At 74.9% G+C, this 25,173-nt stretch carries 24 protein-coding genes; 12 read left to right on the forward strand and 12 right to left on the reverse strand.

Features of this window, described 5'->3' with window-relative positions; all coding sequences use genetic code 11:
• Window positions 1–5 precede the first annotated feature (5 nt).
• Window positions 6–1,235 (forward strand): kynureninase, encoded by a 1,230-nt coding sequence (kynU, locus tag OU787_RS09015; protein ID WP_268659039.1) that lies wholly within the window; start codon window positions 6–8, stop codon window positions 1,233–1,235.
• On the opposite strand, the gene OU787_RS09020 is transcribed toward kynU, so the two are convergent.
• Entirely contained in the window at window positions 1,228–2,739 is a 1,512-nt protein-coding gene (locus OU787_RS09020) for a choice-of-anchor A family protein (RefSeq protein ID WP_268659040.1), read from the reverse strand. The genes kynU and OU787_RS09020 overlap by 8 nt on opposite strands.
• A 167-nt stretch (window positions 2,740–2,906) precedes the next feature.
• Between OU787_RS09020 and OU787_RS09025 the strand changes: the two genes are divergently transcribed.
• Window positions 2,907–3,566, forward strand: a complete 660-nt coding sequence (locus tag OU787_RS09025; protein WP_268659041.1) for a 4'-phosphopantetheinyl transferase family protein — start codon at window positions 2,907–2,909, stop codon at window positions 3,564–3,566.
• A gap of 15 nt (window positions 3,567–3,581) precedes the next feature.
• On the opposite strand, the gene OU787_RS09030 is transcribed toward OU787_RS09025, so the two are convergent.
• Window positions 3,582–4,505, reverse strand: coding sequence for an SDR family oxidoreductase (locus OU787_RS09030; protein WP_268659042.1), 924 nt, complete (start codon window positions 4,503–4,505; stop codon window positions 3,582–3,584).
• 65 nt (window positions 4,506–4,570) lie between these two features.
• Window positions 4,571–5,356, reverse strand: coding sequence for an inositol monophosphatase family protein (locus OU787_RS09035; RefSeq protein ID WP_030464299.1), 786 nt, complete (start codon window positions 5,354–5,356; stop codon window positions 4,571–4,573).
• A gap of 94 nt (window positions 5,357–5,450) precedes the next feature.
• Here OU787_RS09035 and OU787_RS09040 point away from each other — a divergent pair, with 94 nt between their 5' ends.
• Both OU787_RS09040 and OU787_RS09045 read left to right on the forward strand, forming a co-directional pair.
• Entirely contained in the window at window positions 5,451–6,431 is a 981-nt protein-coding gene (locus OU787_RS09040; RefSeq protein WP_030464298.1) for an Lrp/AsnC family transcriptional regulator, read from the forward strand.
• A gap of 125 nt (window positions 6,432–6,556) precedes the next feature.
• Window positions 6,557–6,793, forward strand: a complete 237-nt coding sequence (locus tag OU787_RS09045) for a DUF2277 domain-containing protein (RefSeq protein ID WP_030464297.1) — start codon at window positions 6,557–6,559, stop codon at window positions 6,791–6,793.
• Here the strand turns inward: OU787_RS09045 and OU787_RS09050 are convergent.
• Window positions 6,762–7,247 carry a membrane protein gene (locus tag OU787_RS09050; protein WP_030464296.1) on the reverse strand — a complete coding sequence of 162 codons (486 nt, stop codon included), beginning with the start codon at window positions 7,245–7,247 and terminating at the stop codon, window positions 6,762–6,764. The two genes, OU787_RS09045 and OU787_RS09050, sit on opposite strands and share 32 nt — an antisense overlap.
• Before the next feature lie 284 nt (window positions 7,248–7,531).
• Here OU787_RS09050 and OU787_RS09055 point away from each other — a divergent pair, with 284 nt between their 5' ends.
• The 5 genes from OU787_RS09055 (at window position 7,532) to OU787_RS09075 (ending at window position 11,630) form a co-directional block, all read left to right on the forward strand.
• Window positions 7,532–7,942, forward strand: coding sequence for a hypothetical protein (locus OU787_RS09055; RefSeq protein WP_268659043.1), 411 nt, complete (start codon window positions 7,532–7,534; stop codon window positions 7,940–7,942).
• 118 nt (window positions 7,943–8,060) lie between these two features.
• On the forward strand, window positions 8,061–8,768 hold the full coding sequence (locus OU787_RS09060) for a class F sortase (RefSeq protein WP_268659044.1): 708 nt from the start codon (window positions 8,061–8,063) through the stop codon (window positions 8,766–8,768).
• A 110-nt stretch (window positions 8,769–8,878) separates the two neighbouring features.
• The gene (locus OU787_RS09065) at window positions 8,879–9,703 is read left to right on the forward strand and encodes a hypothetical protein (RefSeq protein WP_268659045.1); all 825 of its coding nucleotides are present in this window, start codon (window positions 8,879–8,881) and stop codon (window positions 9,701–9,703) included.
• The gene (cseB, locus tag OU787_RS09070) at window positions 9,700–10,419 is read left to right on the forward strand and encodes a two-component system response regulator CseB (RefSeq protein WP_030464496.1); all 720 of its coding nucleotides are present in this window, start codon (window positions 9,700–9,702) and stop codon (window positions 10,417–10,419) included. The genes OU787_RS09065 and cseB overlap by 4 nt, the downstream gene beginning before the upstream one ends.
• Entirely contained in the window at window positions 10,416–11,630 is a 1,215-nt protein-coding gene (locus tag OU787_RS09075) for a HAMP domain-containing sensor histidine kinase (protein WP_268659046.1), read from the forward strand. Before cseB ends, OU787_RS09075 begins: the two co-directional genes overlap by 4 nt.
• A gap of 23 nt (window positions 11,631–11,653) precedes the next feature.
• Here OU787_RS09075 and OU787_RS09080 read toward each other — a convergent pair whose 3' ends face one another.
• The 4 genes from OU787_RS09080 to OU787_RS09095 form a co-directional block, all read right to left on the reverse strand.
• On the reverse strand, window positions 11,654–13,285 hold the full coding sequence (locus OU787_RS09080) for an isovaleryl-CoA dehydrogenase (protein WP_268659047.1): 1,632 nt from the start codon (window positions 13,283–13,285) through the stop codon (window positions 11,654–11,656).
• Window positions 13,285–13,881: a TetR/AcrR family transcriptional regulator gene (locus OU787_RS09085; RefSeq protein WP_030464499.1), complete on the reverse strand. Its 597-nt coding sequence runs from the start codon at window positions 13,879–13,881 to the stop codon at window positions 13,285–13,287. The genes OU787_RS09080 and OU787_RS09085 overlap by 1 nt, the downstream gene beginning before the upstream one ends.
• A 167-nt stretch (window positions 13,882–14,048) precedes the next feature.
• Window positions 14,049–14,867 (reverse strand): S1 family peptidase, encoded by an 819-nt coding sequence (locus tag OU787_RS09090; RefSeq protein ID WP_030464500.1) that lies wholly within the window; start codon window positions 14,865–14,867, stop codon window positions 14,049–14,051.
• 98 nt (window positions 14,868–14,965) lie between these two features.
• Window positions 14,966–15,622 carry a TetR family transcriptional regulator gene (locus OU787_RS09095; RefSeq protein WP_268659048.1) on the reverse strand — a complete coding sequence of 219 codons (657 nt, stop codon included), beginning with the start codon at window positions 15,620–15,622 and terminating at the stop codon, window positions 14,966–14,968.
• Between the two features lie 100 nt (window positions 15,623–15,722).
• On the opposite strand from OU787_RS09095, the gene OU787_RS09100 reads away from it, so the two are divergent.
• On the forward strand, window positions 15,723–15,863 hold the full coding sequence (locus tag OU787_RS09100) for a hypothetical protein (protein WP_268659049.1): 141 nt from the start codon (window positions 15,723–15,725) through the stop codon (window positions 15,861–15,863).
• On the opposite strand, the gene gcl is transcribed toward OU787_RS09100, so the two are convergent.
• A complete protein-coding gene (gcl, locus tag OU787_RS09105) occupies window positions 15,853–17,634 on the reverse strand; it encodes a glyoxylate carboligase (RefSeq protein WP_268659050.1) in 1,782 nt (593 codons plus the stop codon). The two genes, OU787_RS09100 and gcl, sit on opposite strands and share 11 nt — an antisense overlap.
• 275 nt (window positions 17,635–17,909) lie before the next feature.
• Here gcl and OU787_RS09110 point away from each other — a divergent pair, with 275 nt between their 5' ends.
• On the forward strand, window positions 17,910–18,560 hold the full coding sequence (locus tag OU787_RS09110; RefSeq protein ID WP_268659051.1) for an NAD(P)-dependent oxidoreductase: 651 nt from the start codon (window positions 17,910–17,912) through the stop codon (window positions 18,558–18,560).
• 65 nt (window positions 18,561–18,625) lie between these two features.
• On the opposite strand, the gene OU787_RS09115 is transcribed toward OU787_RS09110, so the two are convergent.
• Window positions 18,626–20,185 (reverse strand): APC family permease, encoded by a 1,560-nt coding sequence (locus OU787_RS09115; protein ID WP_268659052.1) that lies wholly within the window; start codon window positions 20,183–20,185, stop codon window positions 18,626–18,628.
• A gap of 323 nt (window positions 20,186–20,508) precedes the next feature.
• Here OU787_RS09115 and OU787_RS09120 point away from each other — a divergent pair, with 323 nt between their 5' ends.
• Window positions 20,509–21,855, forward strand: coding sequence for an acyltransferase (locus OU787_RS09120; RefSeq protein ID WP_030458537.1), 1,347 nt, complete (start codon window positions 20,509–20,511; stop codon window positions 21,853–21,855).
• 33 nt (window positions 21,856–21,888) lie between these two features.
• On the opposite strand, the gene OU787_RS09125 is transcribed toward OU787_RS09120, so the two are convergent.
• Both OU787_RS09125 and OU787_RS09130 read right to left on the reverse strand, forming a co-directional pair.
• Window positions 21,889–24,201: an ABC transporter permease gene (locus tag OU787_RS09125; RefSeq protein WP_268659053.1), complete on the reverse strand. Its 2,313-nt coding sequence runs from the start codon at window positions 24,199–24,201 to the stop codon at window positions 21,889–21,891.
• The gene (locus tag OU787_RS09130) at window positions 24,198–24,905 is read right to left on the reverse strand and encodes an ABC transporter ATP-binding protein (RefSeq protein WP_268659054.1); all 708 of its coding nucleotides are present in this window, start codon (window positions 24,903–24,905) and stop codon (window positions 24,198–24,200) included. The genes OU787_RS09125 and OU787_RS09130 overlap by 4 nt, the downstream gene beginning before the upstream one ends.
• Window positions 24,906–25,173: the final 268 nt, after the last annotated feature.

Below are 25,173 nucleotides of genomic sequence, written 5' to 3' on the forward strand. Positions count from 1 at the left end.
ACGCCGTGACCCCCACCCGTGAGCAGTGCGCGGCCCGCGACGCCGCCGATCCGCTGCACGCCCTGCGCGCCGAGTTCGACCTGCCCTCCGGGGTGCTCTACCTCGACGGCAACTCGCTGGGCGCGCTGCCCCGCCGCACCCCCGGCCACCTGGCGAAGGTGGTGGAGGGCGAGTGGGGCGCCGGGCTGATCCGGTCCTGGAACAACGCCGGCTGGTTCCACCAGCCCGGGCGGCTCGGCGACCGGCTCGGCGCCCACCTGCTGGGCGCCGGGCCCGGGCAGGTGGTGGTCTGCGACTCCACCTCGGTCAACCTGTTCAAGGTGCTGGGCGCGGCCCTGCGGCTGCGTCCCGGCCGCCCGGCGCTGCTCGTCGAGCGGCACGCCTTCCCCACCGACCTGTACATCGCCGACGGCCTGAGCGGCCTGCACCCCGGCACCCGGCCGGTCCTGCTGGACTCCGCCGCGCAGCTGGACGCCGTCCTGGACTCCGAGGCCGCCGTGGTGCTGCTCTCGCACGTCGACTACCGGACCGGCGAGCTGCTGGACATGGCGGCCGTCACCGAGCGGATCCACGCCGCCGGGGCGCTCGCCGTCTGGGACCTGTGCCACACCGCGGGCGCGCTGCCGATCCACCTGGACGCGGCGGGCGTCGACTTCGCCGTCGGCTGCGGCTACAAGTACCTCAACGGCGGCCCGGGCGCGCCCGCCTTCCTGTACGCCGCGGCCCGCCACCAGGCCGACGCCCGGCAGCCGCTGACCGGCTGGTTCGGACACGCCCGGCAGTTCGACTTCGAGCCCGGCTACCGGCCCGCCGAGGGCGTCACCCGCTTCCTCACCGGCACCCCGCCGATCCTCGGCCTGGCCGCGCTGGAGGCCGCGCTGGAGGTCTGGGAGCTGGCCGACCCGGCCGCCGTCCGGCTCAAGAGCCTCGAACTGACCGACCTGTTCCTGGAGTTGACCGCCGACCTGGACGTCGAGCCGGTCACCCCGCGGGAGCCCGCCCGGCGCGGCAGCCAGGTCGCGCTGCGGCACCCCGACGGCCACGCGGTGGTGCAGGCGCTGATCGCCCGCGGGGTGATCGGCGACTTCCGCGCCCCCGACCTGATGCGCTTCGGCTTCACCCCGCTCTACCTCTCCCGCGCCGACGTGCACGACGCGGCCACCGCGCTGCGCGAGGTGCTGGCGAGCGGCGAGTGGCGCGCGGAGCGCTTCGCCCGCCGCGGCGACGTCACCTGACCCCCCGTCGACGCCGGACGGCCGGGGCCCGCGCGGGCCCCGGCCGTCCTGCTGTTCGCCTCGGTCGGCTGTGGCGGCCCCGGGCGCGGCGGGCCAGCGCGATCACGGCGCCGCCCAGGCCCAGCAGCACCGCGGCGGCCCCGGCCGCCGGGGCGACCAGGCTGTCACCGCCGGTGTTCGGCAGCGGCGGCCCCGCCGGGGTGGAACCGGAGCCGGTCGGCTGCGGCGTGCTCCCGCTCGGCGACGGCGCGGGGCTGGTGCTCCCGCTCGGCGACGGGCTCGGGCTGGGGCTCGGACTCCCGCTGCCCGACGGGGACGGCGAGGGGCTCTCGCTGGTCGACGGGCTCGGGCTGGGGCTGGGGCTGGGGCTGGTCGAGTCGCTCGGCGACGGCGAGGGCGACGGGCTCTCGTTGCAGTCCGGCAGGTCGCCGTTGAACGGGTAGTTGTGGATCTCGGTGCCGGTCATCGTCCCGGTGGCCGAGGTCTGGGTCAGGTTGCCCGCGAGGTACACCCGGCCGTTGGTACCCGGGTTGGCAAGCGTGGTGGTGCTCGCCGCGTTGCCCGCCATGATCGAGCCCTGCCACTGGGCGTCGCCGGTGACCGTCACGTCGGTGGCGGTCGGGAAGTTCCACATCAGGTTCGGCCGCAGTTCCGTCAGCTGGTCGCCGGCCTGGCCGGTACCGCTGCTGGTGTTGACCGTTACGTCGCTGCCGGTCATGTTGACGATCACCGTCGCGCCGGCCGGGATGCCGGCGAAGACGATGGCCCGGCGGCCGCCGTTCGTCCCGATGCTCCGGTCGTAGTTGAAAACCTGGCGGGCGCTGGTGCCGTCGCCGGTGAAGGTGACGGTCGTCTCGTCGTCGAACACGGTGCCGGTCGCCGTCTGCTTGGCCATGCAGGCCGATTCGTCCTCGATGACCTGGCGCAGCGGCTTGAACTCGTTGATCCCGGCCGGGTCCTTGATCGGCTGGCCGGGCGGGGTGATGTCGTAGGTGCCGGTCAGCGCGGTGCCGTACTTGAGGTTGCCCCACACCGTGTGCACGCCCGTGCCGTCGGTGTAGTAGCCGCCCATCAGCAGCTTGCTGGGCAGGTCCTGCGAGGCGTCGATCGTGACCGAGCCGCCCACGGTCACGTGATCGGTCTCGGACGGCGGGGTGACCATCGAGCCGACGCCCACCACGCCCATGTTGAACGCGCCGCCGTTGACCTTGTTGATGTCGAGGTTGCCGAGGACCGCGATCTTGCCCTCCACCTCGGCGGCGTTCTGCCGGACCAGGTAGTCGCCGCCCACGAACACGTTGAGCGAGGCGTCGGCTCCGATGAACGGGCCGGTGTGCGGCGGGCCCCAGGTCCCTGGGCACTGGTCACCGGAACAGGGGCCCAGCGGTGGCGTCATCTGGGCGGCCTCTCCGGCCACGACCAGTGTGAGCAGCGGAGTGGCGGCGAGCGCCGTCACCACGGCGAAGCGGAGCAGCGGGTTCTTGCCGCGGACACCGTGTCGCACGGGCACCCCTCTCGTTGACGGTGGGTCAGCAGACAGCGGACACCGGTCAGCAAAGAGGAAGCGGCGGATCGCCTTCGGACGGGGCGACCCGGACGCGCCGGACAATCATTCGAACGGACTACTTTGATATTCCGCCAGCGAAGGTGCCAGCCCGGAAAGGGAGAACCGTGCCGAACCCGCCGTTCGCCATGCTCGCCACCACTGCCGGGGTGCTCGCCCGGCCGGACGCCGACGAGCGGCTGCTCACCGCGTTCGAGCGTGAGCGCCTGGAGCGGTTCCGGCGCCCCGCGGACCGGGACGACTACCTGGCCGCGCACCTGCTGGTCCGGTACTGCGCGGCCGCGCACCTCGGCGTCGAGCCCGCCGAGGTGGCCTTCGGCCAGCGGTGCCCCGGCTGCGGCAGCACCGCCCACGGCCGCCCGTACCTCACCGACCGGCCCGGGACGCACCTGAGCCTCTCGCACACCAACGGCGTCATCGCCGCCGCGGCGGGCCCCGTCCCGGTCGGCGTCGACGTCGAGCACCTCGACGCCCGCACCACCGACCCGGCCACCCTCCGGCACGTCCTGACCCCGGCCGAGAGCGCCCTGGTCCGGCGGCACCCCGATCCCACCCGGGCGTTCCTGCGCCTGTGGGTGCGCAAGGAGGCCCTGATCAAGCTCGGCCGGACCACCCTGGACGCGCTGGGCGCCCTCGACCTGTCGCACCTGCCCCTCGACCCGCCCGTCCAGCACCGCGACGGGGACCTGCACTACCTCGAACTCACCACCCCCGGGGCGGTCTTCACCGCCGCCGCGACGCTGCCGGTCCGGCTGCTGGAGCAGTAGGCCCCCGGGGGCTGCTCAGCGGTAGGCGGCCGTGTCGGGGGCGGTCGGGGCCTGTTCGGCGGCGGTGAGGTAGACCCAGCAGTCCGGGCGGCTGCCGTCGAGGTCGGTGAAGCCGTAGGTGCGGGCGAGTTCGGCGCTGGAGGTGGAGCGGCCGTTCCAGCGGGCCCGGTCGGGGTCGGCAGCGAGGTGCGCCACCGCGCGGCCGACGTACGCGGTGGACTCGGAGATCCCGAACTGCGGCTCCCGGGCGAGCGCCTCGCGCCACGTCCGCTCGGTGACGCCGAAGTGCTCCAGCATGATCTCCGAGCGCATCCAGCCGGGGGTGAGCGCGACCGCGGTCGCGCCGCGCGGGCCGAGCTCGTGGCCGAGCGCGAAGGCCATCCGCAGCACGGACGCCTTGGCGAGGTCGTAGAAGAAGGACACCCGGTAGCGCGTCGCGTTGTACTCGGCGGTGCCGTCGGTCATCTCCACCACCAGCCCGCCGGGCCGGCGCAGCAGCAGCGGGACCAGGTGGTGGCTGGTGATGGCGTGGGTGTCGACGGCGCGGCGCAGCAGGGCCAGGCCGCGGTCGAGGTCGTCCTCCCAGAGCGGGGCGTCCCAGGCGAAGTTGCCCTCGCCGCCCCAGATGTCGTTGACCAGGACGTCGAGGCGGCCCTGCTCGCGCTCCAGGCGGGCGGCGAGCGCGGCGACCTGCGCCGGGTCGCTGTGGTCGGCCCGGACGGCGACGCCGTGGCCGCCGGCCGCGGTGACCAGCTCGGCGGTCTCCTCCAGCGTCTCGGGCCGGTCGTACTCGGAGCGCTGGCCCTGCGCGGAGCGGCCGGTGACGTACACGGTGGCTCCGGCGGCGCCGAGCTGGACGGCGATGCCGCGGCCGGCGCCCCGGGTGCCGCCGGCGACCAGGGCGACCTTTCCGTCGAGCGGGCGGGTCGGTGTCGTCATGGGCGGGCCTCCTGGAGTCGCGGGGCGGTCGCCCCCATCCTGGCCGCTGCCACTGACAGCGCCCGTCACACCGCGCGCAGCACGTCCAGGAGTTCGGCGTGCACGCCGGGCGCGGCGGCGACGAAGGACGGGGCGGCGGGCGTCCACGGGGCGCCCTGGGCGTCGCTGACCGCGGCGCCGGCCTCGGCGGCGAGCAGCGCGCCGGGCAGCAGGTTGGCCGGGTCGGCGCCGTACTGCCAGAACAGGGTGAGGTGGCCGGAGCCGACCTGGGCGGTCTGCAGGGCGGTCGGGCCGAGGTTGCGGACGGCCGGGACGTGCGGCAGCACGGCGCTCAGCGAGGCCCCGGCGGCGCGCAGGGCCGCCGGGTCGCGGGCGACCAGCGGGGGCTGGGAGGTGGCGGCGACGGCGGTGGCCAGGGTGCGCGGGCGGGGCGCGCAGCGGCGGCCGTTCAGCCGGGTGCCGCCGCCGGCCGTCGCGGTGTAGGTGGCGGCTGTGCGCGGCGCGTGCACCACCGCGAGGACGGGGGCGCCGTCGCGCAGCAGGGTCGCGGTGACCGCCCAGTGCGGCAGCGCGCCCAGGTACTGGACGGCGCCGTCGGTGGCGTCGGCCAGCCACCACTCGCCGGTTCCGGGCACCTCGCGGGCCCACTCGTCGTCCAGCCAGCCGGCCTGCGGGCGCAGTGCGGTGAGCCGCTCGCGCAGCAGCCGGGCGGCGGGCCGGTCGACGGCGTCGAACGCGGCGCGGGCCTCGGCGGGGGTGGCGGCGGCGACGGGTTCGGCGGGCTGCCGGGCGGCGAGCAGGTCGCCGACCTCGCGCAGGGCCTGCTCGGTGGCGTCCAGGAGGTGCTGCACGGTGGTTCTCCTTCGTCGCGGTGGGCCTCCAGGAGTACCGTCGGGGTGGCTCATCGGGACGTCAGCGGTACGGGAACGGCGGGGATCGGACAGCATGGACACGGGTGCGGCGGATCCCGCCGCGGTGCTGGACGCGCTGGACCGGCGGCTGGTGCACGCGCTGCAGGTGGACGGGCGGGCCGAGCCGGGGCGGATCGCCGAGGTGCTGGGGGTGTCGGCGCGGACGGTGACCCGGCGGCTGGGTCGGCTGCTGGGGACGGGCGCGGTCCGGGTGGTGCGGATGCCGGACGCCCGGGAGGCCGCGCTCGGCGCGCTGCTGCTGCGGGTGCGGGTGCTGCGCGGGCGGGTGGAGGCGATCGCGCTGGCGCTGGCCGCCCAGGACGGGGTGCCGTTCGTCGACGTGATGCTCGGCGGGCAGGAGGTGTCGGCGGTGGTGCTGGCCGAGGCGTCCGCCCGGGACCGGCTGCTGCACGGGCGGCTGCCGGCCACCGACGCGGTGCTGGAGTCCACCGCGCACGCCGTGCTGCACCTGTTCGCGGACGCCTCCGCCTGGCGCTGCGGGGCGCTGACGGCCGATCAGGAGGCCGCGCTGGCCCCGCCGCCCGCCCCGGCCGGACCGCCGCCCGCGCTGGACGCGCTGGACCACCGGCTGCTGGACGCGCTGGGCGTCGACGCCCGCCGCTCGCACGCGGCGCTGGCCGCCGCGCTGCAGGTGCCGGAGTCCACCGTCCGGCGCCGCCTGCACCGGCTCGGCGCGGGCGGGCTGCTGCGCACCCACGTCAGCGTGGACCCGCGGCTGGTGGGCGCCGCGGTGGACGCCAACCTGTGGCTGGACGTCGAGCCCGGGCGGCTGGCGGCGACCGGGGAGGCGCTGGCCCGGCACCCGCAGGTGCACGGCGTGCTGGCCACCAGCGGGCCGAGCAACCTGATGGCCGCCGTGTTCTGCCCCGACCACGCGGCGCTGTACCGGTTCCAGACCGGGGTGCTGGGGCCGCTCGGGGTGCGGCGGGTGGAGACCGCGATCGTGGCCCGGGCCGTCAAGCGGGCCGGGGTCCGGCTGCGGCAACTGCCCTGAACCGTCGGCGGGGTGTCGGTGCGGCTGCGGCAACTGCCCCGAACCGTCGGCGGGGTGTCGGAGTGGCTGCGGCAACTGCCCCGAACCGTCGGCGGGGTGTCGGAGCGGCGCGGCAGACTGGAGGCATGTGCCGAAGCATCAAGACGCTCCGCCCGCCGATGACGCCCGACGCCACCCCCGAGGACGTGCACGCGGCGGCGCTCCAGTACGTCCGGAAGATCTCCGGGTTCCGGGCGCCCGCCGCGCACAACCGGGAGGCGTTCGACGCGGCGGTGGCCGCCGTCGCGGCGGCCACCGCCCAGTTGCTCGCCTCGATCGAGGTCCGCGGGGTCACGCCCCGTTCGACGACCCCGGCCGGATGACCATCAGCACCAGGACGACCGCCCACAGCAGGTTGAACACGCCCGCCGTCATCGGCAGCAGCTTCAACTTGCCTGCGGCGCGGGCCGTTTCGGCGTCCTTGTCCTCGGTCGCGTCCAGCGCGTCCACGGTCGCCTGCTGACCGGGCAGCACGAACAGCAGCAGCACGCCCGCGGCGATCGCGGTCAGCACGATCGAGGTCACCAGCCAGGCGTTGCCCAGCACGTGCATCACCTGCGCGGTGCCGATGCCCAGGACCGGCACCGCGAGGCCGATCAGCGCGTACACGTTGCTGATCCGGTGCAGCAGCCGCACCGAGGTCTGCGCCCCCGCCTGCTCCGGGCCCCCGGCCAGCGCGGCCTTCGCCTTGCGCGGGAACATGCTCACCGCGACCGCCACCGGACCGATGCACAGCGCCACGGCCAGCAGGTGCAGACTCAGCAGGAACTTGGCCATCGCGGGCGCAACCCTTCACCACAACACGGGGACAGAACTGCGGCCACGCTAGCAGCGCTTATCCGGGCGCCCGCCGCCGGAAAGCCCGCACTCCGGCGGGCCTCGACCCGGCCGCCCCCTCCGCCCCGACGGCGGACCGTTACAGAGCCGGGCAGCGGACCGTTACAGAGCCGGGCGGTGGCCGTTACGGAGCCGGCGGCCGGCCGAGGGGCGGGGTTCCTAGCGTGAGCGGCGTCGATCCGCGGCCGACCCGGCCGCGGGGGACGCCCAAGGGGAGGTTCCCGATGTCACGCACCACGTCCGTCCGCCGCGCGCTGCGGCTCGCCCTGGTCCCGGCCGTCGCCGCCGGGGTGCTCGCCCTGCCGGGCGCCGTCGCGTTCGCCGACTCCGGCAGCCCGGCCCCCGTCCCCACCCCCACCGTCGCCCCCGCTGCCTCGGCCACCCCCGCCCCGGCGCCCGCCACCGCCACGCCCACGCCCGCGGTCAGCCCCGCCCCGGCCGGGGCGCCCGGGGTCCGCTGGGGCGGGACGGGCGGCGGGAGCGCCGCCCTGCCCAAGGGCGGGGCGCAGACCGGCGAAGGGGCGGTCGACGGCGGTTCGGCGACCGGGCTCGTGCTCGGGGCCGGGCTGGCCGCGGCCGGTGCGGCGGGGATCGGCCTGCTCGTCGTCCGACGCCGTGCCGCCGCCCGCGGCTAGGCCCGGTCCGGTCGATCTTGTCGGATCAGCGCGCGGCGTCGGGCGCCCGGCTGGGAGTGCCGGCCCGACGCCCTCGTACTGGATGTACTTGGGGGTTGGGCCGGTGCTTCCAGGCGGGATGATCCGGCGTCGCGCGCCCGGCAAGATCGGCCGGACCGGGCCTGATGCGCACCGCCGGGTCCGGCGCCGCTGGTGGGCGCCGGCCCTGGCGGTCGGGCTGCTGCTGGCCGGCGGGGTGACGGTGGCGGCCTCCCGCGGCTCCGCGCCCGCGCCGGTGCGGATCGCCGTGAGCGGCCCGGCCCGGCCGGTCGCCGCGGCGGCGCCGGTCACCACCCCCGGTCCCGTCCCCGATGCGGTCGCCCCGGCGCCGTCCTCGCCGCCGGTGCGCCTGCTGGTGCCCCGGATCGGGGTGGACGCGCCGGTGCAGGGGGTCGGCCTCAACCCGGACGGCACCGTGGAGGTGCCGCCGCTCGACCGGCCCGGGCAGGTCGGCTGGTACCGCAACGGGCCGGTGCCCGGCGGGGACGGGCCGACCGTCCTGCTCGGGCACTACGACACCCGCAAGGGCCCGGCGGTGTTCCACGGCCTGCCGGGGCTGCGCCCGGGCGACCGGGTCGACGTCCGGCGGCAGGACGGCAGCACGTTCTCCTACCGGGTGCGCGAGCTGCACCAGTACGCCAAGGACGCGTTCCCCACCGAGCTGGTGTACGGCGCCACCGCGGGCCCGCAGCTGCGGCTGGTCACCTGCGGCGGCACCCTCGGCGGCAACGGCCACTACTCCGACAACATCGTGGTCTTCGCCGACCCGCTGCCGGCCGGGTCCTGACCCGCCGTCGGCCGCCCGCCGCCCGCCGTCCCACCGGGGCGGCGGGCGGCCGTTCCCGGTGGTGCAGACTGGCTGCGCCCCCGCCCGCCGACCGAAAGGCGCCCCGCGACGTGAGGACCCGGCCCCTCCGCACCGCCCTGCTCAGGTGCGTCCTGCTCGGCCTGCCGGTGCTCCTCGCCGCCACCGGCTGCCGGTCGCCCGGCGCCCTGGAGGACGCCGGGGCGGCCCGGCCGGTCCGCTCGCACCCGAGCCCGCAGCCGCTGTGGTCGTCCCTCCCGTCCCCCGTGCCGATCGTCCAGCCCGGGCAGCGGGACGGACGGGAGGCGCCCGTGCCGCTGCCCGGGCTGACGGCCGACACCCTGGCCGGGACCGACGCCCGGACGGTGCTCGCCGCCGACCCGGCCCTCGGCCCGGAGGAGCGGGCCGCCCTGGAGCACGGGTGCACCGGCTGCGAGGTCCGCCCCGCCCAGTACCGCGACCTCGACGGGGACGGCAGCCCCGAACTGCTGACCGCCGTGCTGTTCGACGCGGCCCCCGGCGCGCCGCGGGCCGTGCTGCACGTCTACGCCCTGCGCGAGCGCCGGGTGCTGCCGGTGCTGGCCGTGGCGGTGCTGCCGAGCTTCGGCGCCGAGACCGTCGGCACCGACCTGATCGTCCGCGAGCCCACCGCCCCGTCCGTCGAGAGCAGCCTCACCTACCGCTGGAGCGAGGACCGGCTGGTCCTGGTCGACCAGCGGGTCAAGGTGCTCGGCCCGGGCGTGGACGTCTCCGGCTGCCCGCCGGTCGAGACCTGCGGGTCGGTGGTGCTGATCGCGCCGACGCCCGTCCCCAGCGCCACCCCGACCGCTCCCCCGGCCGCCGGGCCGACCGTCGCCCCGGCCCCGGCCGCCCCGGGCGGCGCCGCCGTCCGGCCCGTTCCGACGAGGACCCGATGACCACTCCCGTGCCCGGCGCCCCGCGCATCCTGCTGGTCGAGGACGACGAGGTGATCCGCGAGACCACCCAGCTCGCCCTGGAACGCTACGGCTTCCCCGTGGACACCGCGGGCGACGGCCTGGAGGGCCTGGAGCGCTTCCGCGCCGCCCCGCCGGACCTGCTGCTGCTCGACGTGATGCTGCCGCTGCTGGACGGGGTCGGGCTGTGCCGGCGGATCCGCGAGGAGAGCCGGCTGCCGATCCTGATGATGTCGGCCCGCACCGAGCCGATCGACGTGATCTCCGGCCTGGAGGCGGGCGCCGACGACTACGTGGTCAAGCCGTTCGAGACCGCGGTGCTGGTGGCCCGGATCCGCAGCGTGCTGCGGCGCACCTCCTTCGAGCCGGACCAGCTCTCCCCCGCCGCCGCCCCGGGCCCGGCGCACCCGGTGCGGGTGATCGACGACCTGGAGGTGGACACCGGCGCGATGGAGGTCAAGGTGGCCGGGCGCCCGGTGCCGCTCACCCCGACCGAGCTGCGGCTGCTGCTGGAGTTCACCGCCGCGCCGGGCGTGGTGATGGAGCGCCAGACCCTGCTGGAGCGGGTCTGGGACTACTCCTGGGGCGCCGACAGCCGGGTGGTCGACGTGCACGTCCAGCGGCTGCGGGCGAAGATCGGCGCCGCCCGGATCGAGACCGTCCGGGGCTTCGGCTACAAGCTGCGGCGGACGCCGTGACGCTCCGGCGGCAGATCGCCGCCGTGATCGCGCTGGTCTCCTGCCTGGTCGCGCTCGCGGTGGGCGTCCTGGTCCACCAGGCGTCGGTGCGCCAGCACACCGACCAGGCCCGCAAGTCCGCGACGGCCGCCCTGGACTCGGTGCTCACCGGCTACGACGCCACCGGCGACCTGGTCGCGGGCTGGCACGCCGCCGCCGACGACCCGGCGCTGCCCGCCGACCTGCGCCGGCTCGCCGAGCGCGGCCGGCAGGGCTCGGTGCTCGCCCCCGGCCCGAACGGCCCCGCGATGTGGGCCGCCGCGGGCGCCGACGGGCGGGTGCTGTCGGTGCGGATGGACTACGCCGAGGACGCCCGGGCGATCGCCGACCTGGACCGCGCCGTGGCGGTCGGCGCCGCGCTGTCCGTCCTGGTCACCGTGCTGGCCGGGGTGCTGGCCGCCGACCGGATCAGCAGCCGGCTGCGCACCGCCGCCCGCACCGCCCGCACCATCGCCCGGGGCGACCCGGACGCCCGGATCGGGCCGCTGGGCCGGCCCCGCGACGAGGTGGCCGAGCTGGCCGCCGCGGTCGACTCGATGTCCGCGGCGCTGCGCAGCCGGCTGGCGGGCGAGCAGCGCTTCACCGCCGACGTGGCGCACGAGCTGCGCACCCCGCTGACCGGTCTGCTGACCGCGTCCGAGCTGCTGCCGCCGGGACGGCCGACCGAGCTGGTCCGCAACCGGGTGCGCGCGCTGCGCGACCTGACCGAGGACCTGCTGGAGGTCTCCCGGCTGGACTCCGGGGCCGACCCGCCGGAGCCGGCCGACCTGCCGCTGGGGCCGCTGCTGTCCCGGGCGGTGGCCGCCGCCGGCACCGGGGCCGAGCTGCGGATCGCCACCGACGCGGTGGTCAGCACCGACCCGCGCCGCTTCGAGCGGGTGCTGGCCAACCTGCTCGCCAACGCCCACCGGCACGGCCGCCCGCCGGTCCTGGTCAGCGCCGAGGGCACCGCCGTCACCGTCCGCGACCACGGCCCCGGCTACCCGGAGGAGGTGCTCCGCGAGGGCCCCCGCCGCTTCCGCACCGGGGCCCGCGAGCGCGGCGGCGGCCACGGCCTGGGCCTGACCATCGCCCAGGGTCACGCCGAGGCGGTCGGCGCCCGGCTGGAGCTGGCCAACCACCCGGACGGGGGCGCCTCGGCCCGCCTGGTGCTGCCCGGACCGAAGCACTGACGCTGCGTCATGATCCTCGCGGGTCAGGGCAGTTCGGGGATCCGGCCGAGGATCGCGGCGGTGTCCAGGCCGGTGGGCAGGGTGCCGTAGGCGAGGCCGGAGCGGCCGCCGAGGCGGGTGGCGGTGAAGGCTTCGGCGACGGCGGGGTGGCCGTGGCGCAGCAGGAGGGACGCCTGGAGGGTGAGGGCGAGCCGCTCGACCAGGTGGCGGGTGCGGTACTCGAGGTGCTCGGGGTCGGCGAGGTCCTTGCGGAGGTCGGCGAGGGCGGTGTCGTAGTGGGCGTCGAGGCCGCTCGCGGTGTCGAGTTCGGCGAACAGGGCGGCCACGCTCTCCGGTTGGCGGGCCATCGCCCGCAGCGCGTCGAGCGCGGCGACGTTGCCGGAGCCCTCCCAGATGGAGACCAGCGGGGCCTCCCGGTAGAGCCGGGGCATGCCGGACTCCTCGACGTAGCCGTTGCCGCCGAGGCACTCGAGCGCTTCGGCGGCGTGGCCGGGGCCGCGCTTGCAGACCCAGTACTTGGCGACGGCCAGGCCCAGCCGGCGCAGCCGGGCCTCCTGCGCGTCCCCGGCCAGGGCCCGGTCGGTGGCCTCGGCCAGCCGCATGGCGACGGCGGTGGCGGCCTCGGACTCGACGACCAGGTCGGCGAGGACGTTGCGCATCAGCGGCTGGTCGACCAGGTCCTTGCCGAAGGCCCGCCGGTGGCTCGCGTGGTGCAGGGCGCGCAGCGCGCCGTGGCGCATCGCGGAGGCGGCGCCGGTGGTGCAGTCGAGCCGGGTCATGTTGACCATCTCGATGATGGTCCGCACGCCGCGGCCCTCCTCGCCGACCAGCCAGCCCGTCGCGTCCTCGTACTCGAGTTCCGCGGAGGCGTTGGACTTGTTGCCGAGCTTGTCCTTGAGGCGTTGCAGGCGCAGCGCGTTGCGGGTGCCGTCGGGCAGGACGCGGGGCAGCAGGAAGCAGGAGAGTCCGCCGGGGGCCTGGGCGAGGGTGAGGAAGACGTCCGACATGGGGGCGGAGGTGAACCACTTGTGGCCGGTGAGGCGGTAGGTGCCGTCGGCGGTGGGGACGGCGCGGGTGGTGTTGGCGCGGACGTCGGAGCCGCCCTGCTTCTCGGTCATCGACATGCCGGCGATCAGTCCGCGCTTGCCGTGCGGTTCGCGCAGGCCGAAGTCGTACTCCCGGGCGGCGAGCAGCGGTTCGTAGGCGGCGGCGAGGTCGGGGGTGGTGCGCAGGGCGGGGACGGCGGCGTAGGTCATCGAGACCGGGCAGGTGTGGCCGGCCTCGACCTGGCCCCAGACGTAGAACTTGGCGGCCCGGGCGGTGTGCGCGCCGGGGCGGTCGTCGCGCCAGGGGGCGGCGTGCAGGCCGTGCTCGACGGCGGTGCGCATCAGTTCGTGCCAGTACGGGTGGAACTCGACCTCGTCGATGCGGTGGCCGTAGCGGTCGTGGGTGCGCAGGACGGGCGGGTGGTCGTTGGCGAGCCGGGCCCAGTCGGCGGCCTGTTCGGTGCCGGCCAGCCGGCCGAGGGCGTGCAGTTCGTCGGCGGCCCAGTCGGCGCCGGCCCGGTGCAGGGCGGCCAGCAGGGTGGGGTCGGCGGCGACGTCGTGGCCGTAGGGGTCGGGCACCTGGTTGGTGACCTCGTGGGTGGTTGCCATCAGTGGCCTCCGAGGGCGCGCAGGGTGAAGGTGACGAGGTCGGGCAGGACGGTCTCGGGCGGGCGGCCGTCGGTGAGCGGTCCGACCAGGGCCTCGCCGATCGCGCCGACGATCGCGGCGGCGGTCAGTTCGGCGTTCTGGGCGGGGAGTTGGCCGAGGGCGGCGGCCCGGTCGATCCGGCCGGCGATCAGGTCGCGGAAGGCGCGGCGGAAGACCAGGCGTTCGGCTTCGACGTCCTGGTCGGCGGGTTCGGCGAGCAGCGCGTAGGCGAGCCGGGGGGACTGCAGGGCGCGGGCGGCGAAGGTGGCGACCAGGGCGGCGATGCCGTCGAGCGGGTCGGCGGCGCGTTCGGCGGCCTCGGTGACGGCGGTGATCTCGCGTCCGCAGACGGTGCGGAACAGGGTGACGGCGAGGTCGGTCTTGCCGGTGAAGTGCTGGTAGACGCTGCCGGTGGCGATGCCGGCGCGCTCGGCGACGGCGGACACCGAGCAGCCGGCGTAGCCGCGTTCGGCGAGCAGGGCGGTGGCGGCCCGCAGGACGGTCTCGCGGCGGTCGTCCAGCCGGGCCTGGACGGCGGGGGTGCGTCGGTAGGCCATACCAAGGATTGAAGCACTGATTCACTGCTTCAGGAAGGGCCCGTCCAGGGAGGGCTGCCCAGGGAGGGCCCGTTCAGGGAGGACCCGTCCAGGGAGGACCCGGACGCACGTGCAGCCGTCCGCGGAGGGGGTGCGCGGACGGCTGCACGGTGGTGGCGGAGGTGCGGTCAGGGGCGGGGCAGCACGCAGCCGGCCCGGGTCAGGTCGAGCACGTTGCCCGGGGCGAAGCAGTTGGGGATGGTGTACGTCTCCTGGGCGTAGCCGATGCCCTGGTGGACCGTCACGGTGCCGTTCTGGTCGACCTCGCAGGGGTTGTCGAGGGTGCAGCTCTCGCCGCTCTCGTTGATCGTGTTGTTCACGGCGACGACCTGGCCGCTGTTCACGTCGACCACCGGGGAGCCGGAGGTGCCGCCGATGATGTCGCAGCCGGAGGTGTAGCGGACCGAGTCCTTGAAGGTCCAGCTGCTCTCCTTGAGCCGGTAGGCGAAGCCGTCGACGTTGCAGGAGTAGGTCTTCTTCCAGTAGCCGGAGACCACCTTGATCGCGCTGCCGGCCACCGGGTGGGTGGTGGACATGGTCAGCGGGGATATCCCGTAGCGGCTCTTGATGGTGGCGTAGCTGGTGCTCAGCCGGTAGAGGGTGACGTCGGTGTCGGTCATCGTCGAGTACAGGACCCGGTTGGCGCGCACCGTGCCGAGGCTGCCGCCGGTGGAGCTGAGCAGGGTGAAGCTGCGGGTGGACGACTGGTTGGTGATCACCTGCCCGGCGGCGGGCATGCCGGTCTCCAGGCAGTGGCCGTTGGTGAGGATCAGCCCGGGGTCGGTGTCGACCGAGGTGGGCATCCGCACCAGGGAGCCGGAGCAGTTGCTGAGCGCGACGGTGCCGGCGAAGGTCACGGTGGCGGCGGACGCGGGGGCTGCGGTCGCCAGGGCGGTGGCCCCGGCGAGGGTCAGCGCGCAGAGCGCACCGGTGAGCGGCTTCTTCATGGGGGTGCCTCTCGAGGGTGTGGGGGTACCACTGGGGTTCCCCCAAATTGGCGCGCCCATGACACCATGTCAAGAGTGCGGCCGCCCCTGACGCCCCGTCAATCGGCCGTCCAGTGGCGGCTACCCAGGTTGATCAGCCGCAACTGGGTCCGCACCGTCCGGGCGATCGCCGCCCGCTCCGCCGCGTCCGCCTCGACCAGCGTCAGCGCGGTGGACACCATCCGGTCCACGTACAGCTCGGCCAGCATCCGCCGGTCCCGCGCCGACCAGTCGGCGGTGTCCGGCTGGACGGCCAGCAGGGCCGCCAACTCCTCGGCGAAGCGGGCCAGTTCGGCCGCCACGGCGTCCCGGACCGGCTTCACCCCGCCGTGCCGCTCGCGGGCCAGGAAGCGGATGTACGCGGGGTGTTCGGCCACGTGCGCGGCGATCACCTCGACCGAGCGGTCGATCAACTGCTCGGCCTCGCCGCTGCCCGCGAACACCGCCCGGATCATCCCGTGCAGGTTGGCCAGCGACTCCTCCACCAGCACCACGCCGAGCTCCGCGAGGTCCGCGAAGTGCCGGTAGAACCCGGCCGGCGAGAGGCCTGCGGCCCGGGTCACCTCGCGCACCCCCAGGCCGCTCAGGTTCTGCTCGGCCAGCAGGGCGAGGGCGGCGTCCAGCAGGGCGCGGCGGCTGGCCTGCTTCTGCGCCTGCCGGGCGCCGGGGGCGGAGGCAGGAGCGGGGGTGGAGCCGGGGGCGGGGGGCGTCGTCACGGCGTTCAGTAAACAGTCGTTTGCCGAATTTGGCCAGCCTCGCTAGAGTACTGACCGACACTCAGCGAACACTCGTTCACCGAAACCGGAAGGTGTCGCCATGCTGCTCGTCGCCCTGATCGCCCTCGCCCTGACCGCCTGGGCCATCACCCACCTCGCCGCCCCGACCCTGCTGGTGAGCGTCCTCGTGCTCGCGCTCTGGCTCACCGGCAGGGCCCTGCACCCGCGTTCTAGGCGTTGAGGGCGCGGATCGCGGTCGGGGCGTCGCCCGGACCGGTGGCCAGCTCCTCCCACTCCATCACCTTGTCGATGTCCGCGGCGGCCATCGAGATGTTGGTGACCCGCTCCAGGATCGCCTCGACCACCACCGGGACGCGGAACTCCGCCGCCAGCTTCTTCGCCTCCTCGAACGCGGGCAGCAGCTCCTCGGGCCGGGTGACCCGGATCGCCTTGCAGCCCAGGCCCTCGACCACCCGGACGTGGTCCACGCCGTAGACGCCCAGCTCGGGGGCGTTGATGTTCTCGAACTCCAGCTTGACCTGGAAGTCGATGTCGAAGTTGCGCTGCGCCTGCCGGATCAGCCCCAGGTAGGCGTTGTTGACCAGCACGTGCACGTACGGGATGCGGTGCTGGGCGCCGACCGCCAGCTCCTCGATCATGAACTGGAAGTCGTAGTCGCCGGAGAGCGCGACCACCTGCCCCTCCGGGTCGGCGGCGGCGACGCCGAGCGCGGCCGGGATGGTCCAGCCGAGCGGGCCGGCCTGGCCGCAGTTGATCCAGTGCCGCGGCTTGTAGACGTGCAGCAGCTGCGCGCCGGCGATCTGCGAGAGGCCGATGGTGGTGACGTACCGGGTCTCCGGGCCGAAGGCGCGGTTCATCTCCTCGTAGACCCGCTGCGGCTTGAGCGGCACGTCGTCGAAGTGGGTCTTGCGCTGCAGTTCGGCCCGGCGCGCCTGGGTACCGGCGGCCCACTCCCGGCGGTCCTTCAGCCGCCCGGCGGCGGCCAGTTCGCGGGCCACCTCGATCAGCAGCACCAGCGCGGCCTTCGCGTCCGAGGCGATGCCCAGGTCCGGGGCGAAGATCTTGCCGATCTGGGTGGGCTCGACGTCGATGTGGACGAACTTCCGGCCCGCGGTGTAGACGTCCAGGCCGCCGGTGTGGCGGTTGGCCCAGCGGTTGCCGATGCCGAGCACGAAGTCGGAGGCGAGGAAGTTCTCGTTGCCGTAGCGGTGCGAGGTCTGCAGGCCGACCATGCCCGCGTTCAGCTCGTGGTCGTCCGGGACGATGCCCCAGCCCATCAGCGTCGGGACGACCGGGACGCCGGTCAACTCGGCGAACTCCAGCAGCAGTTCGGCGGCGTCGGCGTTGATGACGCCGCCGCCGGCCACGATCAGCGGCCGCTCGGACTCCTGGAGCAGGGCGATCGCCTTCTCGACCTGGATCCGGTTGGCGGCCGGCTTGTGCACCGGGAGCGGCTGGTACGCCTCGGGGTCGAACTCGATCTCGGTCAGCTGGACGTCGATCGGCAGGTCGATCAGCACCGGGCCGGGCCGGCCGGAGCGCATCAGGTGGAACGCCTGCTGGAACACGCCGGGGACCTGCGCGGCCTCCAGCACGGTGGTGGCGGCCTTGGTGACCGGCTTGGCGATCGAGGCGATGTCGACGGCCTGGAAGTCCTCCTTGTGCAGCCGGGCGACCGGGGCCTGGCCGGTGATGCACAGGATCGGGATCGAGTCGGCGGTGGCCGAGTACAGGCCGGTGATCATGTCGGTGCCGGCCGGGCCCGACGTCCCGATGCAGACACCGATGTTGCCCACCTTCGCCCGGGTGTAGCCCTCGGCCATGTGGGAGGCGCCCTCGACGTGCCGGGCCAGGGTGTGCCGGATGCCTCCGGAGGCCTTGAGCGCGGCGTAGAAGGGGTTGATCGCGGCGCCGGGCACGCCGAACGCCACCTCGACGCCTTCGAGCTTGAGGATCTCCACGGCCGCGCGGGCGGCTGTCATGCGGGGCATCGGCTACTCCTGCCGTCGACGCTTCTTCCGCGATACGGAAGAATAGTTTTGGAATGCGAAAGCAAGCTAAGACGGCCGCGCCGGGGCCGTCAAGGTAGGTTTCAACAAAACGTTGCAGAGCCGCCCGCCCGCCCCGCTCCCCCGCGCCCGACGGCTGTCCGTTTTTCACCAGCCCCTGTCGGCCCGGCACCTCGCCCACCTGCCCGGCCCGCCCGTACGGTCGTGGTGTCGACGGAAAACGCCAATCGGCGGACCCACCAGAGGAGACCCACACGATGAGCACCATCACCCTGTACGGCGCCACCGGCACCATCGGCTCCCGCGTGCTGGACGAGGCGCTGCGCCGCGGCCACACCGTGACCGCCGTGGTCCGCGACCCCGCCAAGCTGACGACCGTCCACCCCGCGCTGACCGTCGCGGTCGGCGACGTGCTGGACCCGGCCTCGGTGGCCGAGCACGCCAAGGGCGCCGACGTGGTGGTCAGCGCGGTCGGCGGCGGCGACGGGCCGGGCCACCAGGCGCTGATCAAGCCGTCCTTCGAGTCGCTGGTGACGGGGCTGCGCACGCTCGGCACCGACGCGCCGCGGCTGGTCACGGTGGGCGGCGCGGGCTCGCTGCGCACCCCCGACGGCAAGCAGGTCTGGGACACCCCCGGCCTGCCGGAGTTCCTGCTGCAGATCATGCACGCGCACGGCGACGCGCTGGACTTCCTGCGCACCGTCAGCGACCTGCGCTGGACCAACCTCTCCCCGGCCGGCACCATCGCCCCCGGCGAGCGCACCGACGCCTACCGCACGGGCCTGGAGGACCTGCTGATCGGCGCGGACGGCGAGAGCCGGATCTCCACCGAGGACTACGCGGTGGCGCTGCTGGACGAGGTCGAGGACCCCGCGCACCTCGGCGAGCGCTTCACCGTCGCGTACTGACCCGCCCCGCGACGCCGAAGGGCCCCGAACCACCGGGTGGTTCGGGGCCCTCGGCGCTCCCCGGCTCAGTCGGGGACGACCAGGGCGGGGGTGTCCCGGGTGAGCACCTCGCCGCGGAAGAACGCCGGGCTGCGGCGCGTCATCACGGCCATCACCAGCAGGCCCAGCGCCAGCAGCCCGGCCCCGACCACGAAGACCGAGCCGACGCCGAACACCGAACTGCCGCTGCCGTAGGCGGGGTCGGCCATGTCGACCAGTGACTTGGCGAAGATCGCGGCCAGGGTGAGCCCGCCGATCAGCGGGAAGACGCACTTGAGCAGCGCGTCGCGGACCGAGTTGCGCAGGTCGCGGCGGAAGTACCAGGCGCAGGCGAACGCGGTCAGCGAGTAGTAGAAGCAGATCATCAGCGTCAGCGCGGCGATGGTGTCGGCCAGCACGTGCGAACTGACCAGGGTCATCACGGTGTAGAACGCGCCGGTGCCGACGCCCGCGGTGACGATCGCCCGGCCCGGGGTCCGGTAGCGCTCGTTGACGGTGGTGAAGGAGGCGGGCAGCGCCTCGTACACGCTCATCGCCAGCACGGTGCGGCTGACCGGGATGAAGGTGGTCTGCAGGCTCGCGGAGGCGGAGGCCAGCACCGCGACGAACAGCAGCACGCCCAGGCCGGTGCCCATCACCGGGCCGGCCAGCACGGCCAGCACGTTGGAGGAGGTCTCCGGGTTGCCCAGGCCGGTGCCGGTGGTGCCGATGCCCGCGTACATCTGCACCGCGACGGCGGTGAACAGGTAGGAGCCGACCAGCACCGCCATCGCCAGCATCGCGGCCCGGCCGGGGGTCTTCTCGCTGCCGCCGGTCTCCTCGTTGGCGCTCAGGCAGGCGTCCCAGCCCCAGTACATGAACAGCGAGAGCGACAGGCCCGCCACGAACGAGCTGAACGAACTGGCCCGGAACGGGTCGAGCCAGCTCCAGGAGAAGTGCAGCGAACCGGCCGCGCCGTGGCCGGCGGCCTTGGCGATCGCCATCACGCCGAACAGCCCGAGGACCGCCAACTGCAGCCCGACCAGGGCGTACTGGACGCCCTTGGTGGCGGTCATGCCGCGGTAGCTGATCATGGTGGCCACCGCGATCAGCGCCAGGCAGGTGGCCACGTGGACCAGCTTGTTGCCGTTCAGCGCGGCGACCGAGTCGCTGCGGGTGATCTCGCCGAGCAGCAGGTACAGGTACTCGGTGGCGACGCCCGCCAGGTTGGACAGCACGATGATGGTGGCGATCACCAGGCCCCAGCCGCACATCCAGCCGACCTTGGGGCCGAACGCCTTGACCGTCCAGGTGAACGAGGTGCCGCTGTCCGGGATCGCCTTGTTCAGCTCCCGGTAGGCGAAGGCCACCAGCATCATCGGCAGGAAGCCGGCCAGGAACAGGGCCGGCATCTGCAGGCCGACGGCGGCCACCGTGGTGCCCAGGGTGGTGGTCAGGCAGTACACCGGGGCGACGGTGGACACGCCGATCACCGCGTTGCCGAGCAGGCCCACCGAGTCGCTGTCGAGGCCCTTGGAGCGGACGCCGCCCGGGGCTTGGGCACCGGGGGCTTCGTCGACGCCCGGGCGGTTGTGGAGCTGAACCATGCCGGAACCGTAACCCCCACTGTTTCCGCAGCAGGCCGAGGCAGAAGCCGGTCGATCACCTTCGCTTCACTCGAATGGTAGGGTGATCTTCCGTTGATTTCATGGTCTTTTGGCGTCAACAGCCTTTGTTTCCTCCTTCCGGGCCGCCGCTCGACCGGGGACGAAAACCGCACCACACCCCGTTTCCGCCTTTTCGGGCATGAGTATGAGAAACACCACATACCGGTCCGGACCGGAACCGTTCGTTCGGACACCTCTGGTGTCCCCGCCCGCGGGCCCCTATCGTTCCCCCGTCATTTCAGGGATCAGGGGAGGGAACCGGGATGACCGGCACGCTGACGTCCGACACCGAGGTCCGCACCGTCCGGGCCGGCCGCCCCGGCCCCGGGCCGGTCCGGTGCTCCGTCGGCGACCTGCTGCTCGCCGACCTGCCGGTCTCGGTCGTCCTCTTCCACGACCGCCCGCTCGACCCCGACGTCCTCGCCGACGGCCTCGCCCGCGCCCTCGGCCACCTGCCCGAGTTCGCCGGCCGCCTGCGCACCGGCGCCGACGGCGGCCTCTGGATCGACACCGACGACTCCGGCGTCCCCTTCACCGTCGCCGACGCCCCCCACACCCTCACCGAGGCGCTCGACCGGATGGCGCTGCCCGCCGGCGGCCTGGTCGACCACGTCCGCGCCACCGAGGCCCGCCGGGAACCGCTGCCGCTGCTCACCGTCCGGCTCAACCGGCTCACCGACGGCACCTGCGCGCTCGGCGTCTCCTGGCACCACGCCGTCGGCGACATGCAGACCTTCGCCCTGCTGCTGCGCACCTGGTCCGCCTGCACCGAGGGCACCGCCCTCCCCGAGGCCCACCGCGCCCCCGACCGCGACCTCCAGCTCGACGCCCACCTGCCCGCCGAGGACTGCGGCACCCCCGGCCTGCGGCTGCCCGACGCCGCCGAGGCCGCCGAACTGCGCCGGGCCGTCGCCGGGGCCGCCCTCGCCAACCGCACCGTCCAGATCTGGTTCTCCCCCGCCGAGACCGAGCGGCTGCGCGCCGCCCACAGCGCCGAGGCCGGCCGCCGCCTGTCCGCCAACGACGCGCTCTGCGCCCACCTGCTGCACGTGCTGCGCGAGGTGGACGGCGCGGGCGACGAGGAGCAGACCCTCACCGTGCCGGTCAACCTCCGCCGCGTCCTCGGCCTGCCCGACGGCACCCTCGGCAACCTGCTCGGCGAGATCCGGCTGCCCTACCGCCCCGGCACCGCCCCCGCCCGGTACGCCGCCGAACTGCGCACCGCCGTCGAGGAGTTCACCGACAAGCACCTCGGCGTCCGGAGCAACCTGCGCTTCCTCGAAGAGATCGGCCGCGACCGCGTCGCCGACTGCGTCCCGGCCGGGTTCGACCCCGCCCGCCGCACCCTCACCGTCTCCAGCTGGTGCCGCCTCGGCCTCCAGGACCTCCCGCTGGCCGGCCACCGCCCGGTCGCCTTCAGCCCCGCCGCCACCCTCCAACTCCCCTGGACCTCCTGGCTGGTCGAGGGCCCCCGCGGCGAGGGCCACCTCTGCACCCTGGTCCTGCCCGCCCGCGCCGCCGCCAGGCTCCGCACCGCGGCCGCCCTGCTCCACCCCCACCGCCGCCCCGGCGACCCCGCCCCGGCCGTCGCCCCGCGCAAGCTGCTCTGACGCGGCGTCGACTCCGGCCGGGGCCGCGCCGGTTCACTCGTAGCGGAGCACCTGCGCGATGGTCAGCCGGGCCGCGGACCGCGCCGGGACGTACGCGCCGAGCACCGCGATCAGCAGGCCCGAGAAGGGCAGCAGGACGAGCAGCGGCGCGTGCCAGACGTGCAGCATCGACGCCGGGAAGTCGATCCGCGCCGCGCGCCCGGCCGCCGGCACCACCAGGCGGTGGGCGAGGATCCCGAGCGGGAGGCCGATCGCGCCGCCGACCGCCCCCAGCGCCGCCATCGAGGTCACCGTCATCACCGTGACCTGCCGGGGCGTCATCCCGATCGACTTGAGCATGCCCAGGCTGCGGCGGCGTTCGAGGGTGGTGAGGACCACCGTGTTGAAGACCCCGAGCGCGGCGACCACGGCCAGCATCGCGGTGAAGAGCGACGCGAAGCCGACGACCGTCAAGGTCCCCTGGTTCAGCTCGTCCGGGTGCTCCTGGGCCCGGAACCCGGGCCCGGCCGCCGTCCGGAAGGCCGCCGCGAAGGCGCCGGCGTCGGCCCCCGGGGCGAGCTGCACCAGGTAGTCCCCGGCCCGCTGCTCCGGGGCGAGCCGCTGCAAGGTCTCCCAGTTGGACAGCACCCCGTCGGGGTCGTAGGACATCAGCTGCCCGACGATCGTCACCGTGGTCCGCCGCTCCCCCAGGTCCAGGTGCACCGGGTCGCCGACCGCCAGGCCGCGCTGGCGCAGGAAGCCCCCCGAGACCACGACCTGCCCCGGGCCGTCCAGCCAGTGCCCCTTGACCACCGCGTAGTGCAGGCTCGCGGAGTCCCCGCGGAGGAACTGGCCGCTGAGGCTCTGCGCGGAGCCGGCGAGCTTGACGTTCTGCCACCCGACGGCGGTGACCTGCACCGCGCCCAGCGAGCGCAGCAGCGATTCCGCGGCGCCGTCGCCCAGCGCCGGGACGGCCCCGCCCGGCCGGTCGGGCCGGTCGACGGAGACCTCGACCTGGTAGGTGCCGTTGTGCTCCTCCGCGTCCGAGTAGGCGGTCATGGTGCCGGTCAGACCGCTCGCCAGGGTCACCGCGGTGACGCCGAGGACGATCGCCGCCGTGGTCAGCGCGGTACGGGCCGGACGGGCGAAGGGCTGGCCCAGCCCCAGGCTGACCGCGCGCGGCAGCCGCAGCGACCCGAGCCGGCGTTGGACGCCCAGCGCCCGCCCGGCCCGCGGGGCGCTGCCCGCGCTGATCGCCTCGGCCGCCGAGAGCCGGTGCGCCCGCAGCGCCGGGCCCAGCGCGGCGAGCGCCACCACCAGCGGCATGCCCAGCAGCGCCACGGCGTCCACCCGGTGGTCGACGCCGGTACCGCGGATCCCGAGCCCCTGGAACGCCCCGGCCAGCAGCGGCCCGGCCAGCAGGTCGCCGAGGAGGGTGCCCAGCAGGCAGCCCAGCACCGCGGGCACCGAGACCATCAGCACGTAGACCGCGGCCACCTGGTTCGGGGTGAACCCCACCGCCTTCAGGACCCCGATGTGCCGGAACCCGGAGACCACCGCGCCGCCGACCACGTTGACCACGATCAGGACCGCCACCACCAGCCCGAGGACGCCGAAGGTCATCAGGAACGGGACGTAGGCGCCGGTCCGGGTGGCGACGCTGCGGCGCAGGTCCAGGTAGGACTGCGAGCCGGTCAGCGCGCCCGCGGGCAGGTCGGCGGTGACCGCGGCGAGCCCGGCCCGGACCTCGGCGTCCGTCCCGGCGGCGGTGAAGCGGTAGAGCATCTGGACGGCCGTCGGGTGCAGGGCCGCGGCCTGCTCCGGGGTCACCCACCCGCCGGCCGACTGGCTCACGCTGGAGGCGAAGCCGACCACCCTGAGCACCGACCCGTCGGGCAGCGGCACCGTGCGGTCCGGGGCGAACGAGGCGCCGTTGGCGGGGCCGCTGTTCAGGACGATCTCGCCCGGCCCCGCGGGCCAGCGGCCGGCCCACAGGTCCACCCGGTCCACCCGGCCGTCCGGCGCGGGCCGGCCCACCACCGTCAGCGGGCCGGCCACGAAGCCCCGCACCCCCTCGGGGACGTTGACGACCGCCTCGGCGAACGGGCCGGCCGCGGCCTGCACGCCCGGGCTCCCCGCCGTCCGCGCCAACTGCCCGTCCGTCACCCCGGAACCGTCGAAGACCGCCACCACGTGCGCGCCGCTCTGCCGGGCGAACGCGTCGTCGAAGGGGGCGGCGGCCGCCGCCATCAGCGCCAGCGCGATGGTGATCGTCGCGGTGGAGAGCAGGACGACGACGCCGATGATCGTCGTCTGCAGCCGCCGGCGCTTCACCGCGGCCCGCGAGGCCGACCAGACCGCGCTCATGCCGACCGCTCCAGGGTGCTCTCGCGGGCCACCCTGCCGTCGGCGAACTCGATCAGCCGGCTGGCGCAGCGGGTGGCCAGGCGCGGGTCGTGGGTGACCATCAGCAGCGTCTGGCCGATCTGGTTGAGGTCGATCAGCAGGTCCATCACCTGCTCGCCGGAGCGGCTGTCCAGCGCGCCGGTCGGCTCGTCGGCCAGCAGCACCGCCGGACGGTTCATCAGGGCACGCGCCACGGCGACCCGTTGCCGCTCGCCGCCGCTGAGCACCGCCGGGTAGGCGTTGCGCCGGTCGGCGATCCCCAGCTCGTCGAGGAGTTCGAGCGCCCGCAGGCGCGCCGCCCGGGCCGACGTCCCGGTCAGCTGGGCCGCCAGCGCGACGTTGTCCAGCGCCGACAGGTCGTCGATCAGGTGGAAGAACTGGAAGACCATGCCGATCCGCCGGCGCCGGTACAGCGCCAGACCGGTCTCGTCCAGCTCCCCGAGGTCCTCCCCGTGCACCACGACCGACCCCGCGGTCGGCCGGTCCAGGCCCGCCACCATGCTGAGCAGCGTCGACTTCCCGCAGCCCGACGGTCCCATCACCGCCACCGCCTCCCCCGCCCTGATTTCCAGCGAGACGCCGTCGAGCGCGACCGCGTCCCCGTACTCCTTGCGCACGCCGTCGAGGCGTAAGACCACCTTGCCGGTGCCGTCGTCCGTGTCCATGGCAGGAAAGCTACGGGCGGCCGCACCCGCCGGTCGTCGGCCTGCGGATGTAACCGCCGGCCCGGGTCATCCCGGAGATGTACGGGCTGCTCCCGGCGGATGATGCGGAGCCCGGCGCGGCCTGCCAAGGTGGGTCCCCGTGTGGGGATCCGAGACGGAACGACTGCTCGCCGCGCTGGCGGCGACCGGCGCGGCGGCGGGGTGGCTCGCCGCGGCACTGGCCCGGGAGCGGCGGCGCCACCGCAAGGCGCTCGACGACCGCGGCTGG

Origin of the sequence: Kitasatospora sp. YST-16 (assembly GCF_026802215.1) — a bacterium.
In the GTDB taxonomy this organism is placed as follows: Bacteria; Actinomycetota; Actinomycetes; order Streptomycetales; family Streptomycetaceae; genus Kitasatospora; species Kitasatospora cineracea.